The organism is Actinospongiicola halichondriae, from assembly GCF_049103745.1.
GTDB classification, from domain to species: domain Bacteria; phylum Actinomycetota; class Acidimicrobiia; order Acidimicrobiales; family Salinilacustritrichaceae; genus Salinilacustrithrix; species Salinilacustrithrix halichondriae.
Window position 1 is genome coordinate 2285092 of the sequence record NZ_CP171622.1, and the last position, 13537, is coordinate 2298628.

The window sequence follows — 13537 nt, forward strand, 5'->3', positions numbered from 1 at the left end:
CGTAGCCTCGCCCCGATGTCCCAACTGTCCTTCCGGGACCGGTTCCTCACGCCGCCCGTCGCCCGTGCGATGACCGCACCGAGCAGCATCCTGCTGGCCGGCGCCGGAGCGAGCCTGGCGATCGTCACGGGACTCCCCCTCCTGGTGGCTCCCGCGGTCGGTGTCGCGGCGTGGGCCGCACGGGTCCTCACGTCGGTCCCGAAGAACGCCAAGCGGGAGCGGGTCGACCCCTTCGAGGTCCCGGAGCCCTGGCGCAGCTCGGTCGTCGAGGCCCTGAAGGCGCAGGTCCGCTTCGACCAGGCCGTGGCCGCGACCGAGGCGGGGCCGATCCGCGCCCGTCTCGAGTCGATCGGCCAGCGGATCGACGACGGCATCCGCGAGGTCCAGCGCATCGCCCAACGCGGCACGCAGCTGACCGCCGCTCGCAAGGCCGTCGATGCCGAAGCCGCCGCAGCCGAACTGGCGTTGGTCGAACACGATGCCGGTCAGGGCTGGGCCGCGGGTTCGAAGCTCGAACGGACCGCCGATGCACTCCAGGCCCAGATCGACACCGCTGCCCGACTCGAACGGGCTGATCGCCGACGCGCGTGCCCAACTCCGCGTCATCGACGCACGCCTCGACGAGTCGGTGGCCCGAGCGATCGAGCTGTCGGTCCAACTCGACGATGCCGAGGGCCTCCGCTCGGTCGACGACGACGTCGACGACCTGGTCACCGAGATGGAGGCGCTGCGACAGGCCCTCGAGGAGACCGGCGATCCGGGCGCGCAAGCGGCGGGCGCATGACCACGCCCACTCCCCCGGCCCGAACCAGGACCAGGACCGGGACCAGGACCACCGTCGACGACTACGCCGCCGCGAGCGAGCCGAAGAGCGGGGCGTCCTCGGTCGGCGCCGGGATCCTCCTCTCGCGTCTCTCCGGGCTCGTCCGAGAGATCGTCACCGCCGGCGCACTCGGGCTCGGTGTCTCGGCCGAGGCGTTCCGCGCGGCGTTGCGCATCCCCAACCTGATGCAGAACCTCCTGGGCGAGGGGGTCCTGTCGGCATCGATGATCCCCGTGTACTCGAGGCTCGCCGACACCGACGACGAGGAAGCGGGCCGCACCGCAGGCGCCATCGCCGGGTTGCTGGCGGCGTTCACCTCGGTGCTCGTGGTGGTCGGGATGGTCGCCGCTCGACCGCTGACGCTCCTGCTCACGCCCGGCTTCGGCGACGAGCCCGAGAAGCTGGACCTCACCGTCTCGCTGGTACGGATCATGTTCCCCGGCATCGGGCTGCTCGTCCTGTCGGCCTGGTGCCTCGCCATCCTCAACTCCCATCGACGGTTCTTCCTCTCCTATGTCGCCCCGGTGTTGTGGAACGTGGCCCAGGTCGTCGTGGTGGCGGTGGTGGCGATCGGCGGCAGCACCGAACAGTCGCTCGCCAATGCGCTCGCGTGGGGCGTCGTCCTCGGCGGCTTCGCCCAACTGCTGGTCCAACTCCCGTCGGTGCGCCTGTTGGTACCCCGCCTCCGCCTGTCGCTCGACCGGCGTCGGCCAGCCGTCCGCGATGCGTTGGGGCGCCTGGGTCCCGTCATCTTCGGCCGGGGCATCGTCCAGATCTCGGGCTATGTCGACCTCATGCTCGCCAGCCTGCTGCTGACCGGAGCGCTGGCTGCCGACACGTCGGCACAGTTCCTCTACCTCCTGCCGGTCTCGTTGTTCGGGATGAGCATCGCCGCCGCAGAACTCCCGGAGCTGTCTCGCCTCGGTCCGCAGTCGCCCCGCCAGATGCTCGATCGCGTCGAGCGAGGCCTCGCCCGCGTCGCGTACTTCGTCGCTCCGACCGCCGTCCTCTACTTCGCCCTCGGGGAGACACTGATCGGCGCCCTCTTCGAACGGGGCAAGTGGACGCAGAGCGACACCCGGTTGGTGTGGCTCATCCTCGCTGCGTATTCGCTCGGCCTCCTGGCCACCACGGCATCGCGGCTGCTCCAGAACACGCTGTACGCCCTCGACGATCCACGGACACCTGCCCGCATCGCCCTGGTTCGCGTCGTCGTCGGAACGGTCGTGGCGCTGACCCTGATGTTCTGGCTCGACGGCTTCGTGATCGTGGGCACCTCGTTCCAGGTCGACACCGCAGCGACCGCCGAACTGAACACCCATCTCGGCGCCGTCGGCATCGCCACCGGATCGATGTGCGCGGCGTGGGTCGAGTTCTTCCTCCTGCGCATGGCGTTGCGCTGGCGGATCGGGCCGGTGAGCCTCGGTGGCGATCGACTCGGCATGGTCGTGACGTGCGCCATCGCGGCAGCGGCCGCCGCCCGACTCGTGGCCCTGGCCATCGGCGACCCCTCACCGATCATCGAGTTCGTCCCGGTCTTCGGGGTGGCCGCGCTGGTGTACCTCGCAGGCACCCGGGCGATGGGGATGAACCTGCGCGAGGAACTCTCGGGCCGCTCCACCGGGTGACGCCCGACACCACCGAGACCACCGACCCTCGGGCGCGTCTACGATCCCCCGCATGATCAAGGTCTTGAAGCGCTGGTGGAAGTACTCCGTGGCCAAGTTGAGCGGCTCGTTCAACGAGCGAGCTGATCCGAAGGTCCAGTTGGAACAGGCGATCACCGAAGCCCACGAGCAGCACAAGCGGCTGACGCAGCAGGCCGCCAACGTGATCGCCAACCAGAAGCAGACCGAGATGCGTCTGAACCGGGTCATGGAAGACCTGGAGAAGGTCTCGGGCAACGCCCGCCAGGCCGTGATGATGGCCGACCAGGCCACCAAGACCGGCGACGCCGCCAAGGCCGCCGAGTACACCAGCGCCGCCGAGTCGTTCGCCAACCGGATGATCCAGCTCGAGTCCGAGGTCGAGGACCTCAAGGCCCTCCACTACCAGGCCGCCGAGGCCGCCGATTCGGCCAAGCTCGCCGTCCAGCAGAACTCGACTGCACTCCAGAAGAAGCTCTCCGAGCGTCAGGCCCTCCTCGGCAAGATCGACCAGGCCAACATGCAGGAAGAGATGAACAGCGCCATGGCGCAGCTCTCGGCCACCGTGGGCGAGGACGTCCCGACGCTCGAAGAGGTCCGGTCGAAGGTCGAGGCCCGCTACGCCAAGGCAAAGGGCATGTCCGAGCTCCAGGGCTCGTCGGTCGAGGGTCGCATGCTCGAGGTCGAACAGGCCGCGATGAACGTCGAGGCCCAGGGCCGCCTGGCCGAGATCAAGGCGCAGTTGGGCATCACGGCCGACGAGGCCCCCGCCGCCGAACAGGGCGCCATCGCGGGCGAGTCGACCGGCTCGGAAGCACCGTCGATGCCCGAGGGCGAGACGCAGACCGCCACCGGCGAATCCACCCCCTGACCCTGAACACACCGTTCTGGTGAACGCTCACGTCACCCAGGTGACGCGAAGTGACACCAGAACCGGTGTTGGTCGGGCGAAACGGGGTCCGTGGCCGGCTAAGGGAGGACGACGAGGTCGTCGCGATGGACGACCTCATGCGGGGCGCCCTCGGGGAGGGCGTCGGTGCGTCGCCCGGCGACGGCTCGCAGGCCGGCGGCGTCGAAGCGCACGAGACCCTTCGCGAAGACCTGCCCGTCCGGGCCGGCGATCTCGACAGCGGCGTTGACGTCGAAGCCGCCCTTGGCGTCGACGACACCCGGAGGCAGCAGCGACACGCCTCGTTCGATCAGCGCCCGCTTTGCTCCGTCGTCGACGACGATCGTTCCCGACGATCCAACGGCGAACGCAATCCAGAGCTTGCGAGCCGGGAGTCGGTCGGCCCGTGGGTGCACGAGCGTGCCGACGCCGGCGACGCCGGCGACGGCATCTCGGAGCACGTGCTCGCGATGAGCGGCGGCGATGATCGCCCGCACACCCGACCACGCAGCGATCTTGGCCGCGGCGAGCTTCGACGCCATGCCACCACTCCCCCGAGCCGAGCCGGCACCGCCGGCCAGCGCCTCGAGGCTGTGGTCGACCTCGAGGATCTCCTCGATGAGCGACGCACCGTCGTCGAGCCGCGGATCGGCCGAGAGCAGGCCGGGCATGTCGGTGAGCAACACCAGGAGGTCGGCCCGGATGAGGTGCGCGACGAGCGCCGCCAGACGATCGTTGTCGCCGAAGCGGATCTCGTCGTCGGCGATGGCGTCGTTCTCGTTGACGACCGGCACGACGCCGAGGTCGAGGAGGCGGGTGAGCGTCCCCCGCGCATGGAGGTACTGCTCCCGCACCATGAAGTCGAGCGGTGCCAGCAGGACCTGGCCACCGATGAGCTCGTGGCCGGCCAACTCCCGGTCGTAGACGGCCATCAGACGGCTCTGACCCACCGCCGAGACCGCTTGGAGCGTTACTGCGTCCCGAGGGCGCTCGTCGAAGTCCAGCGTGGGCAGACCGGCGGCGATGGCGCCGGACGTCACCATGACGACCTGGTGCCCCTCTGCCCGGAGTGCCGCGACCTCGCCGCAGAACTTCGCGATCGCAGGCTCGTCGATCGTGCCCGCGTCGTCGGTGATGGACGACGTCCCGATCTTGGCGACGATGATCACGATCTCAGTCCGTCTCGTAGTCGAACACGAGCTTGCCGATGTGCACGGTGTCACCGGGTTGGGCGCCGGCGCGAGCCAGTGCCTTGTCGATGCCGAGCGACTTGAGCCGTCGCTGCGCCTCGTCCATCGCCTCGGGGTTCGTGAGATCGGAGAACGCCACGGCGCGGATGGCCTGACGCCCCTCGACCACCCAGTCGCCCGTCTCGTCGCGGACGACCTGGAAGCCTTCGCCGGCGAGCTTGTGGACCACGAACGCTTCACGGGGCGGCGCCTCGGCGCGGACGTCCGTGACCGCCTGGGCCATGCGGCCGACCAACTGCGGCACCCCGTTGCCCGTGACGGCGGCGACGCGGGGGCCGTCGAACTCCCAGGTCCCGTCGTCGAGGTCGGCGCGTGAGCCCACGACGATGCGCGGTCGGGTCAGCAGCCGCGCGTCGTAGTCGGCGAGCTCGCTCAGGAGGATCTTCTCCTGTTCGGCCGGCGAGTGCATCGCCATCGGGGCGAGATCGAGCATCACGACGAGGACCCGTGCCCGCTCGACATGGCGCAGGAAGCGGTCGCCGAGACCCTTCCCGTCGCTCGCCCCCTCGATGAGACCCGGCAGGTCGGCGACCACGAACTCGACCTCGTCGTCCATCTTGACGACGCCCAGGTTCGGTTCGAGGGTGGTGAAGGGGTAGTCGGCGATCTTCGGCTTCGCGGCGGAGATCACCGAGATGAGGGTCGACTTGCCGACGCTGGGGAAGCCGACGAGGGCCACGTCGGCGAGGAGCTTCAGCTCCATGTGCAGCCAGCGTTCCTCTCCCACCTCGCCCTGCTCGGCGAACCCGGGGGCGCGGCGCTTGTTGGACAGGAACCGGGCATTGCCCCGTCCTCGCTGGCCACCCTCGGCCGCGAGGAAGCGATCGCCCGTGTGCACCATGTCGGCGAGCACCGTGCCATCGCGGTCCTTGATGACCGTCCCCTCGGGAACCGGGACCACCATGTCGGCACCGCTCTTGCCGTGACGCTTCTTGCCCGAGCCGTGGGTGCCGTCCTCGCCTCGGCGGAACGGGTGATCGCGGAATCCCAGCAGCGAGGCCACGTTGTGGTCGGCGACCAACCACACGTCGCCGCCGTCGCCGCCGTCGCCGCCGTCGGGCCCACCCATGGCGACATGCGCCTCGCGACGGAACGAGACCGATCCCGCTCCACCATCGCCTCCCTTGACATGGAGGTTGCACTCGTCGACGAATTGGCTCATGGGAGTCCGAGACTACGGCGACGAGGTGGTCGGGCCACTGCCGATACACATGCGAGAATCGCCTCGTGGTCTCCCCCGACGACGCGAACGCCGCCATTTCCGAACGTGGACGCCGCTGGGCCGCGACGATGTCGGGGCACGGCGACGACACGATCCGCCAGGCCCACGCCGACTCGAGCGCCCACATCGGGCCGGTCGACGTGGCCGGCCGGTCCGAGCGCGAGGAACGGCTCGACACGTTGCTGGCGCCGGGAGCCACCCGGGCAGCCGGAGCGGGGAACCGCGCCGTGGAAGAAGCGCCCGACCGTTGGCGCACGTGCTTCGAGCGTGACCGCGACCGGATCGTGCACGGCACCGCGTTCCGTCGTCTGGCCGGCAAGACCCAGGTGTTCGTGCACCCCGACGACCACCAACGAACACGGCTGACCCATGCCCTCGAGGTGGCGCAGGTGGCGACGTCGATCGCTCGGGCCTGTCGCCTCAACGTCGCGCTCGCCGAAGCCATCGCGCTCGGCCACGACTGCGGCCACGGCCCGTTCGGCCACGCGTCCGAGGATGCCCTCGATCCGTTCGTACCCGGTGGCTACGACCATGCGACCTGGGGTGCCGACGTGGTTCTCGAACCACTCAACCTGTGCACCGAGACCCTCGACGGGATCCGCAATCACTCGTGGTCACGACCCGCCCCGATGACGCCGGAGGGCGAGGTCGTGAGTTGGGCCGATCGGATCGCCTACCTGTGTCATGACTTCGAGGACGCGGTCCTGGCCGGCGTGGCGACGCCCGACGACCTCCCGGCCGTGGTGGCCGAGCGCTGCGGTCGCAGCCGGCGTGAGCAACTCCATGCGTTCATCGAGGCGATGGTCCGGACGACCACCGAGTCCGGTGTGGTCGGGATGGACCCCCAGACGGCCGACGCGCTCGGTGCGTTCCGGGCGTACAACTATGAGGAGATCTACCTGCGCCCGGCGTCGCGTGCCCAAGCCGTCGTCGTCGACCGTCTCCTCTCCCAGTTGGTCGAGTGGTACCGATCCGACCCGGCACGGTTGATCGCCGCGGGCCGGACGTTCACCGACGACATGGACCCGGCCCACGAGGCCGTCGCGTTCGTCGGCGGGATGACCGACCGGTTCGCCCAGGACCGTGCAGTCGAGCACCTCGGCTGGTCGACCGTCGACCTGCCGATCGGCCTCACGGCGTAGCAGACGACCCACCCTGGCGGACGACACCCCGACACACCCGATCGACATACGGGTCGATCCACGAGTCGTCGGACACATGCCAGAAGAACACCCGGAACATCGCGGCGGACACCACGTCGTCGAGGAACGCCGCGCCGTCCATCTCCGGGTCGAGTTCGCCTCGGGCGACACCTCGCTCCCACAGCGGGAGGACGTCGCCTCGATCCGGGATCCACCGTCTGCGGTGCACCTCGCCGGCGAACTCGCGATCGGCGAGCATCAGCGCGAGTCGCTCCGCATGCATCTCCCGGTCGAACGATGCCATCTGGTGGTGCAGGAACCCCATGACCGCACGGAGATCGGCGGCGAACGAGCCGAGATCGGGCAACGCATTCGGAACGCTGCTGCGGAGTTCGAGGTCGAAGAGCAGCGCCGCTCGATTCGGCCATCGCCGGTACACGGTCGGCCGGCTCACCCCGGCGCGGTCGGCGACTGCGCTGATCGTCACCGCGTCATGGCCACGTTCGTCGACCAGCGCTCGGGCTGCGTCGAGGATCCGACCGTCGAGTTCCGAACTGTTCGGACTCATGACCCGGTTCCTCCCCCGTTTCGGCGCTCAGACCTCCGCGTTGACGATGGTCGCCCACCGCCAACGCGGAAACTGTCGAGATCCGCCGAAGTTACAGTGTAACGCAACCGGTGTCCGGACGCGCAAACGCCGTGACCATCGGCCACGGCGTCTGCGGAGTTCGTCTGTCGATCGGTCAGTCGACCGGGAGGATGTCCACGAGTTTGCGCCCGTGACGGGACCCGAACTTGACCTGACCCTCGATGGTGGCGAACAGCGTGTCGTCGCCGCCCTTGCCGACGTTGAGGCCGGGGTGGAACTTGGTGCCGCGCTGGCGGACCAGGATCGAACCTGCGGTCACGACGGTGCCGTCGTAGGCCTTCACGCCGAGGCGCTTGGATTCGGAGTCACGGCCGTTCCGGGTGGAACCGCCGCCCTTTGTCTTGGACATGGGTGATTACCTCTGCGAGATCGATCGGATGATCAGCGGCTGATGCCGGTGATCTCGATGCGCTGGTAGCGCTGACGATGACCCCACCGCTTCCGGATGTTGGTCTTGTTCTTGTAGGTGAAGCCGTTGATCTTGGGACCGGTGGCATCACCGACGACACGGGCGGACACGGATGCCCCGCCGAGGTCGTTCGGGGTCGCGAGGACGGTGTCGCCGTCGACGAGGAGAACGGGCCGGAGCTCGATCGCCTCGCCGTCGTCGACGCCGAGGCGCTCGACCTCGATGACGTCGCCCTCGGCGACACGATGCTGCTTCCCGCCACTGGCGATGACTGCGTACATAAGGTTTCCCACTGTATTACGCGGAGGCCGAAGCCTCCAACCCCGGAGCCACACTTCTGCGAGCTCCTGGGTCGTCGGACCTAGCGCGAACGCCTCCTCGAGAGAGCGAGGCCACACCACATCCTCAGGTGCGTCTGCGCGTCTCGGCACCCCTGGCCTGCGTCGATCTCCGATGCATGACCATTTGCACCAGACAGCGAGTTCTTCGACTCCTCACCCTTTGCGCCGTCAGCGTCCTCGCGCTCGACGCCGCGTCGGTCTATGCGGAGGCCGCCACCGACCAGGACACCATCGTCGCTGCCAGCGACCCCGACGAGCGCGTGCCGTTCCAACTCCGGGCGACCACGACGACGACCGAGGCTCCGACGACGACGGTCACTCCGACCACGACGACGCAGCCCCCGCCCCCGCCGCCGCCGTCCACGACCGCGCCTCCGCCGCCGCCTCCGACCGTCGCGCCCCCGCCGACGCAACCCCCGCCGCCGCCGCAGCCCAAGGAGTCGGCGTACGACCGGGTGCTCCGGGCGTACCAGGCCGGCGTTCCCGCAGCGTGGCGTTCACGGATCAATGTCCGGTTCGAGATGATCGAGGGGTCGACCTCGTGGGCACACGGCAACGGTGTGATCGCCATCGGGTCGACGCACGCGAACGGGAACTTCGACCACCTCACGGACGTCGTGGCCCACGAGTTCGGCCACCAGATCGCCTACCGGTACGGATCCCAGGCCTACGCCGGCGCCGCGCCGGAAGGCTGGCCCGAACCGCCGAACCGGCCGGAGGAGGCGTGGGCGGACTGCGTCCAGACGGCGTTCACCGGCCGGATCAACCCGTCACACGGCTTGGCGGCCTGCGCAGGCGAGCAGCGCTCGTGGTCGGCCAACTGGTTGGCCGGATCACACTGACGGACGGTCCCGCTCGGCGATGATCTCGCTGATGTGGTCGCCGAGGCCTCCGACCGCCGACGCGCTCCAGGTCGACGCCGGCGCCGAGAACTCCCAGGGAGCGCCGAGCCACACCTGGATCGCCGGTCGGTCGGACCGGCGCACCTCGAGGACGGCGTCGACCGGCTCGGTGCGGAGGAGATGGTCGAGCTCTCGGTCGGACCGGGCGAACACGGTCTGGAAGCCTCGGTCGAGGTGCTGGCGGATCTCCTCGCAGCGCTCGGTGTCGTCTCCGACGAGCACGACGCTGAGCCGCCGGGCCCGCAACGCCGCCCGCCGGCGGTGGCGCGAGACCGTCGGCACGACGAACGTGACGGTGGTGCCCTCTCCCGGCACGCTCTCGAGCAGGAGTGCACCTCCACAGGATCGAGCGAACTCGGCCGCCATCGAGAGCCCGAGGCCCGATCCCTTGTCGGCATCCTTGGTCGTGTACAGCGGTTCACGGGCATGGGCGAGCGTCGCGACGTCCATGCCTGCCCCGTTGTCCGTCATCGACAGGAATCCGTAACGACCGCCGACCAGGTCGTGGTCGGCGGCGACACCGGTGTCCGGAACGAGGTCGCGTTCCTCGTAGTGCAGGTGAAGACGACGGTCTGCTGTCGACATCGCGTCACGTGCATTGATCAGGACATCGATCAACGCGCCGTCGAGACGGTCGGGATCAGCGATGATCCGGCGTGTCGTCGGCTCGATCGTGACCGACACCTCCGCCGTGCGACCCAGCGTCGCCTGCGCCAGCGGCGTGATCCGTCCCATCACCGCTCGTACGTCGATGTAGCGCGTGACGCCCAGTCCGGGCCGGCCGGCGTGGAGGAGACGAGTCGTGATCTCGGCGGCCTCGCTCGCCACCCGGCCGATGACCGCGAGGTGCTCGGGCGGCACCGCCTCGCCCGCCTCGGCGCTCTGTTGCGCGAGGTCGGCGTGCCCGGCGATCACCGCCAGCGAGTTCTTGAAGTCGTGGATCATCCCCCTGGCGAGCAGGCTCACGCGCCGGTCGCCCTCGCTGAGGTCGACCGCGACGTCGCGGTCCGACGCCCCGGAGAGCTCCGAGGTCACCCCGATGAGCCTCGCAGGGCGTCCGTCGGGTCCGGCGATGGACTGCAACCGATGGCGGAAGTGGTGCCACCGACCGTCGACCAGGAACCGATGCTCCAGTCGGTACGGACCCACCACCGACCGGGCCCGTTCGGCGACATGCTCGACCATGACACGGTCGTCGTCGTGGACACGCTCGATCAGGTCGCGCCATCCGAGTTCGTCATCGCCGAGCATCCGGAACACCTGTGTGGACACGTACCGCTCGCTGGTCACCAGGTCGATGGCCCAGAACCCGAGGTCGTCCCAGTCCGGATGCCCGGCCTCCCGCTCGCCGGCAACACCGTCGAGCACCGCGGCGTCGACGAGGACCACGTGACCATCGACGCCATCGACCACCAGGTACGTGGCCGGGTCCCTGCCGTCGGACCGGACGGTGACGATCTGGGCATCCGCCGGATCCCCCGGACGGCCGCCCGATGGGTACAGCGGCCGAGACCCCGCGATCTCGAGGATCAGCCCATCGTCCTGCGCCCCGAGCAGCCCAGCGCGTCGCGCTGCAGTGTTGCCACCGACGACGTGCAGTGTCGTTCGTGACTGCCTCGTCGCCACCAGCACCGCCGAGGGCAAGAGGTCGAGGGCTCGATGCGCCCAGGTGCGGCGGGTCTCGTCGCGGGATGTCTCGGTCGTAGCGCCCCCTCCCTGCCCGTCGATCCGTTCACTCCGAGTCGAGGTGATCTGTCAACCATGGTGCGGCCCCGACGCACTGTTGTCAGCTGCTTGGGGTCAAGTATCCCCTGTTTTATGCCGATACGGGTGTCATGTCGATTTCGACGGGGAGGGCTGCTACGGAACGTCGGTGCGCGGACGCGCTCCGGATCCTCCTGATCGAGGATCACGAGATGGTCGCGACGGCGATCGGCGGCACCCTCCGGAGCCAGGTCGGTCTCGAGATCGCCGGGACGGCGACGACCATCGCCGACGGTGTCGCCGCCGCGCATCGCCTCCGACCCGACATCGTCGTGACCGATCTCCGCCTGCCCGACGGCGACGTCACCGAGCACATCGGGGATCTTCTCGCGTCGTCCGACGACTGCCGCGTCCTGGTCATCACCGGAGCGCCGTCCGAACGAGCGCTGATCGACTCGATGAACTCCGGCGCCGAGGGGTTCCTCGACAAGTCACAGCCACTGACCGATCTGGTGTCGGCGATCCGTCAGGTCGCGCGCGGACAGGTCGTGGTGTCCCCCGCCCTCATGCCCGCGCTGATGAAGCACCTCGGTTGCTCACGAGATCGCCGGCCGACGCTGACCCTGCGCGAGATGCAGATCCTCGAACACCTGGCCGACGGACTCGCCACCGCCGATGTCGCCGACCGTCTCTGCATCAGCGCGAACACCGTGCGGAACCACATCTCGAAGACGTTGCTCAAGCTCGGGGTGCATTCTCGGATCGCCGCGATCAGCGCAGCGACGCAGCGCGGCCTGATCGGCCCGCGCTCGCCGTTCTGACCCGGCGCATCCCGACCGGCCGCTACTCGGAGAGCAGCGACTGGTCGATCACCGTTCCGCGCCCGTCGCAGATCTCGCAGGTGTCGGTGAAGCTGTCGAGCAGTCCCTCGCCGATGCGCTTGCGGGTCATCTCGACCAGGCCGAGTTCGGAGATGTCGAACACCTGGGTGCGGGTCTTGTCGCGTGCCAGGGCCTCGCGGAGGGACCGAGCGACGTCTTCCCGGTTCTTCTTGATCTCCATGTCGATGAAGTCGATCACGATGATGCCGCCGATGTCGCGCAACCGGAGCTGGTGAGCGATCGCCTCCGCGGCCTCGAGGTTGTTCTTGTACACGGTGTCTTCGAGGTTCGACTTGCCGACGTTCTTGCCGGTGTTCACGTCGATGACCGTGAGTGCCTCGGTGTGCTCGATGATGAGCGAACCGCCCGACGGCAACCAGACCTTCCGGTCGAGCGCCTTGTGGAGCTGCTCGTGGACGTGGTGCCGTTCGAACAGCGGCAGCTTCTCGTTGGCCAGGTCGTAGTACTGGACGCGATCGGCCAGGGCCGGGGTGATCCCCGACACGTAGTCGAGGGCGTCGTCGTAGAGCTCCTTGTCGTCGATGACGACCGAGCGGTAGTCCTTCGAGAACTCCTCACGGATCACCCGGACGGCGACGTCGGGCTCGCGGTAGAGCAGCGTGGGAGCCTGCGACTTCTTCGCCAGCGCCTCGATCTGGTCCCAGAGGGAGACGAGCCGCTTGACGTCGTTGGCGATCTCCTCACTGGTGACGTTCTCGGCTGCGGTTCGGACGATCACACCGTGCTGCTTGGGCTTGGCGCCGTCGAGGATCTTGCGCAGCCGCTTGCGTTCGTTGTCGGGGAGACGCTTCGAGATGCCGTAGGTGCCCGAGTTCGGGACCAGGACCACGAATCGTCCGGGGAGGCTGACCTCCTGGGTGAGACGAGCGCCCTTGACGCCGATCGGGTTCTTGGTGACCTGGCAGATGATCGTCTGCTTGGCCTTCAGCACGTCCTCGATCCGGGGCTTGCCGCCGCCCTCGACGTCGTCGGGGTCGTACGACACGTCGCTGCGGTAGAGCACCGCGTTCTTGGGTGTCCCGATGTCGACGAACGCTGCCTCCATGCCCGGCAGCACGTTGGCGACCTTGGCGAGATAGATGTTGCCGTGGATCTGGCTGATGTCGTCGGCAGGACGGGAGACGTAGTGCTCGATCAGCGTGCGTCCCTCGAGGACTGCGATCTGCGTCGCCTTCGGCGTCTTGTGGACGGCCATCGTGTAGCGCCCGACCGGCTTCCCGTCGCGGTGCTTGCCCTTACGGGCCTCGAGCTGATCGGCATCGAGCTCGACGGCGTCGATGTCGGTCGCCAACTCCACCGGCTTGGCGTTGCCCTGGCCACGTCCCTTGCCACGCCGGCGACGGCGCGAACGGGACTTGGCAGGAGCGGTCGACTCGTCCGGCGACTCGGAACGCGGCTTCTGCTCGCCGCCCTGGGCCTTCTGCTTGCCCTGGCCTCCACGCCCCCGCGAGCGGTTGCGTTGCCGGCCGGGACCGTCGCTGGTCTCACCGCTGTCCGATGACGGCGGGGCGGCGCGGGTGTCGCCGATCTTGGGCTTGTTCTGGTTCTCTGCCGGAGCAGGCGGTCGGTCGGGCGATGCGCCCGATCCTTCAGCTGCAGCGCCTTCCGGGCGCTCGTTCGGTGTGGCCGACCCGGTGTGGGTGTCGGTCATGGTGGAA

The 13537-nt window shown here is 68.9% G+C and carries 12 protein-coding genes; 5 read left to right on the forward strand and 7 right to left on the reverse strand.

Features of this window, described 5'->3' with window-relative positions:
* The first annotated feature begins 15 nt into the window (after positions 1–15).
* On the forward strand, positions 16–2451 hold the full coding sequence (murJ, locus tag AB8619_RS11315) for a murein biosynthesis integral membrane protein MurJ (protein ID WP_436792742.1): 2436 nt from the start codon (positions 16–18) through the stop codon (positions 2449–2451).
* A 52-nt stretch (positions 2452–2503) separates the two neighbouring features.
* Positions 2504–3340: a PspA/IM30 family protein gene (locus AB8619_RS11320; RefSeq protein ID WP_436792743.1), complete on the forward strand. Its 837-nt coding sequence runs from the start codon at positions 2504–2506 to the stop codon at positions 3338–3340.
* Between the two features lie 98 nt (positions 3341–3438).
* On the opposite strand, the gene proB is transcribed toward AB8619_RS11320, so the two are convergent.
* Positions 3439–4527 (reverse strand): glutamate 5-kinase, encoded by a 1089-nt coding sequence (gene proB / locus AB8619_RS11325; RefSeq protein WP_436792744.1) that lies wholly within the window; start codon positions 4525–4527, stop codon positions 3439–3441.
* 4 nt (positions 4528–4531) lie between these two features.
* Positions 4532–5770, reverse strand: coding sequence for a GTPase ObgE (obgE, locus tag AB8619_RS11330; protein ID WP_436792745.1), 1239 nt, complete (start codon positions 5768–5770; stop codon positions 4532–4534).
* 128 nt (positions 5771–5898) lie between these two features.
* On the opposite strand from obgE, the gene AB8619_RS11335 reads away from it, so the two are divergent.
* Positions 5899–6972 carry an HD domain-containing protein gene (locus AB8619_RS11335; RefSeq protein ID WP_436796376.1) on the forward strand — a complete coding sequence of 358 codons (1074 nt, stop codon included), beginning with the start codon at positions 5899–5901 and terminating at the stop codon, positions 6970–6972.
* Here the strand turns inward: AB8619_RS11335 and AB8619_RS11340 are convergent.
* The 3 genes from AB8619_RS11340 to rplU form a co-directional block, all read right to left on the reverse strand.
* Positions 6962–7540 (reverse strand): TetR/AcrR family transcriptional regulator, encoded by a 579-nt coding sequence (locus AB8619_RS11340; RefSeq protein WP_436792746.1) that lies wholly within the window; start codon positions 7538–7540, stop codon positions 6962–6964. The genes AB8619_RS11335 and AB8619_RS11340 overlap by 11 nt on opposite strands.
* Before the next feature lie 175 nt (positions 7541–7715).
* Positions 7716–7970: a 50S ribosomal protein L27 gene (gene rpmA, locus AB8619_RS11345; RefSeq protein WP_436792747.1), complete on the reverse strand. Its 255-nt coding sequence runs from the start codon at positions 7968–7970 to the stop codon at positions 7716–7718.
* 32 nt (positions 7971–8002) lie between these two features.
* Positions 8003–8311: a 50S ribosomal protein L21 gene (gene rplU / locus AB8619_RS11350; RefSeq protein WP_436792748.1), complete on the reverse strand. Its 309-nt coding sequence runs from the start codon at positions 8309–8311 to the stop codon at positions 8003–8005.
* A 176-nt stretch (positions 8312–8487) separates the two neighbouring features.
* On the opposite strand from rplU, the gene AB8619_RS11355 reads away from it, so the two are divergent.
* A complete protein-coding gene (locus AB8619_RS11355) occupies positions 8488–9213 on the forward strand; it encodes a hypothetical protein (protein ID WP_436792749.1) in 726 nt (241 codons plus the stop codon).
* Here AB8619_RS11355 and AB8619_RS11360 read toward each other — a convergent pair.
* On the reverse strand, positions 9205–10899 hold the full coding sequence (locus AB8619_RS11360; RefSeq protein WP_436792750.1) for an ATP-binding protein: 1695 nt from the start codon (positions 10897–10899) through the stop codon (positions 9205–9207). The two genes, AB8619_RS11355 and AB8619_RS11360, sit on opposite strands and share 9 nt — an antisense overlap.
* 209 nt (positions 10900–11108) lie before the next feature.
* On the opposite strand from AB8619_RS11360, the gene AB8619_RS11365 reads away from it, so the two are divergent.
* The gene (locus AB8619_RS11365; protein ID WP_436792751.1) at positions 11109–11798 is read left to right on the forward strand and encodes a LuxR C-terminal-related transcriptional regulator; all 690 of its coding nucleotides are present in this window, start codon (positions 11109–11111) and stop codon (positions 11796–11798) included.
* A 22-nt stretch (positions 11799–11820) separates the two neighbouring features.
* On the opposite strand, the gene AB8619_RS11370 is transcribed toward AB8619_RS11365, so the two are convergent.
* Positions 11821–13530 carry an Rne/Rng family ribonuclease gene (locus tag AB8619_RS11370; protein ID WP_436792752.1) on the reverse strand — a complete coding sequence of 570 codons (1710 nt, stop codon included), beginning with the start codon at positions 13528–13530 and terminating at the stop codon, positions 11821–11823.
* Positions 13531–13537 lie beyond the last annotated feature (7 nt).

Coding starts and splice junctions, on each gene's coding strand:
- murJ (WP_436792742.1), top strand. CDS start 16: ATGTCCCAACTGTCCTTCCGGGACCGGTTCCTCACGCCGCCCGTCGCC.
- AB8619_RS11320 (WP_436792743.1), top strand. CDS start 2,504: ATGATCAAGGTCTTGAAGCGCTGGTGGAAGTACTCCGTGGCCAAGTTG.
- obgE (WP_436792745.1), bottom strand. CDS start 5,770: ATGAGCCAATTCGTCGACGAGTGCAACCTCCATGTCAAGGGAGGCGAT.
- AB8619_RS11335 (WP_436796376.1), top strand. CDS start 5,899: ATGTCGGGGCACGGCGACGACACGATCCGCCAGGCCCACGCCGACTCG.
- AB8619_RS11340 (WP_436792746.1), bottom strand. CDS start 7,540: ATGAGTCCGAACAGTTCGGAACTCGACGGTCGGATCCTCGACGCAGCC.
- rpmA (WP_436792747.1), bottom strand. CDS start 7,970: ATGTCCAAGACAAAGGGCGGCGGTTCCACCCGGAACGGCCGTGACTCC.
- rplU (WP_436792748.1), bottom strand. CDS start 8,311: ATGTACGCAGTCATCGCCAGTGGCGGGAAGCAGCATCGTGTCGCCGAG.
- AB8619_RS11355 (WP_436792749.1), top strand. CDS start 8,488: ATGACCATTTGCACCAGACAGCGAGTTCTTCGACTCCTCACCCTTTGC.
- AB8619_RS11365 (WP_436792751.1), top strand. CDS start 11,109: ATGTCGATTTCGACGGGGAGGGCTGCTACGGAACGTCGGTGCGCGGAC.
- AB8619_RS11370 (WP_436792752.1), bottom strand. CDS start 13,530: ATGACCGACACCCACACCGGGTCGGCCACACCGAACGAGCGCCCGGAA.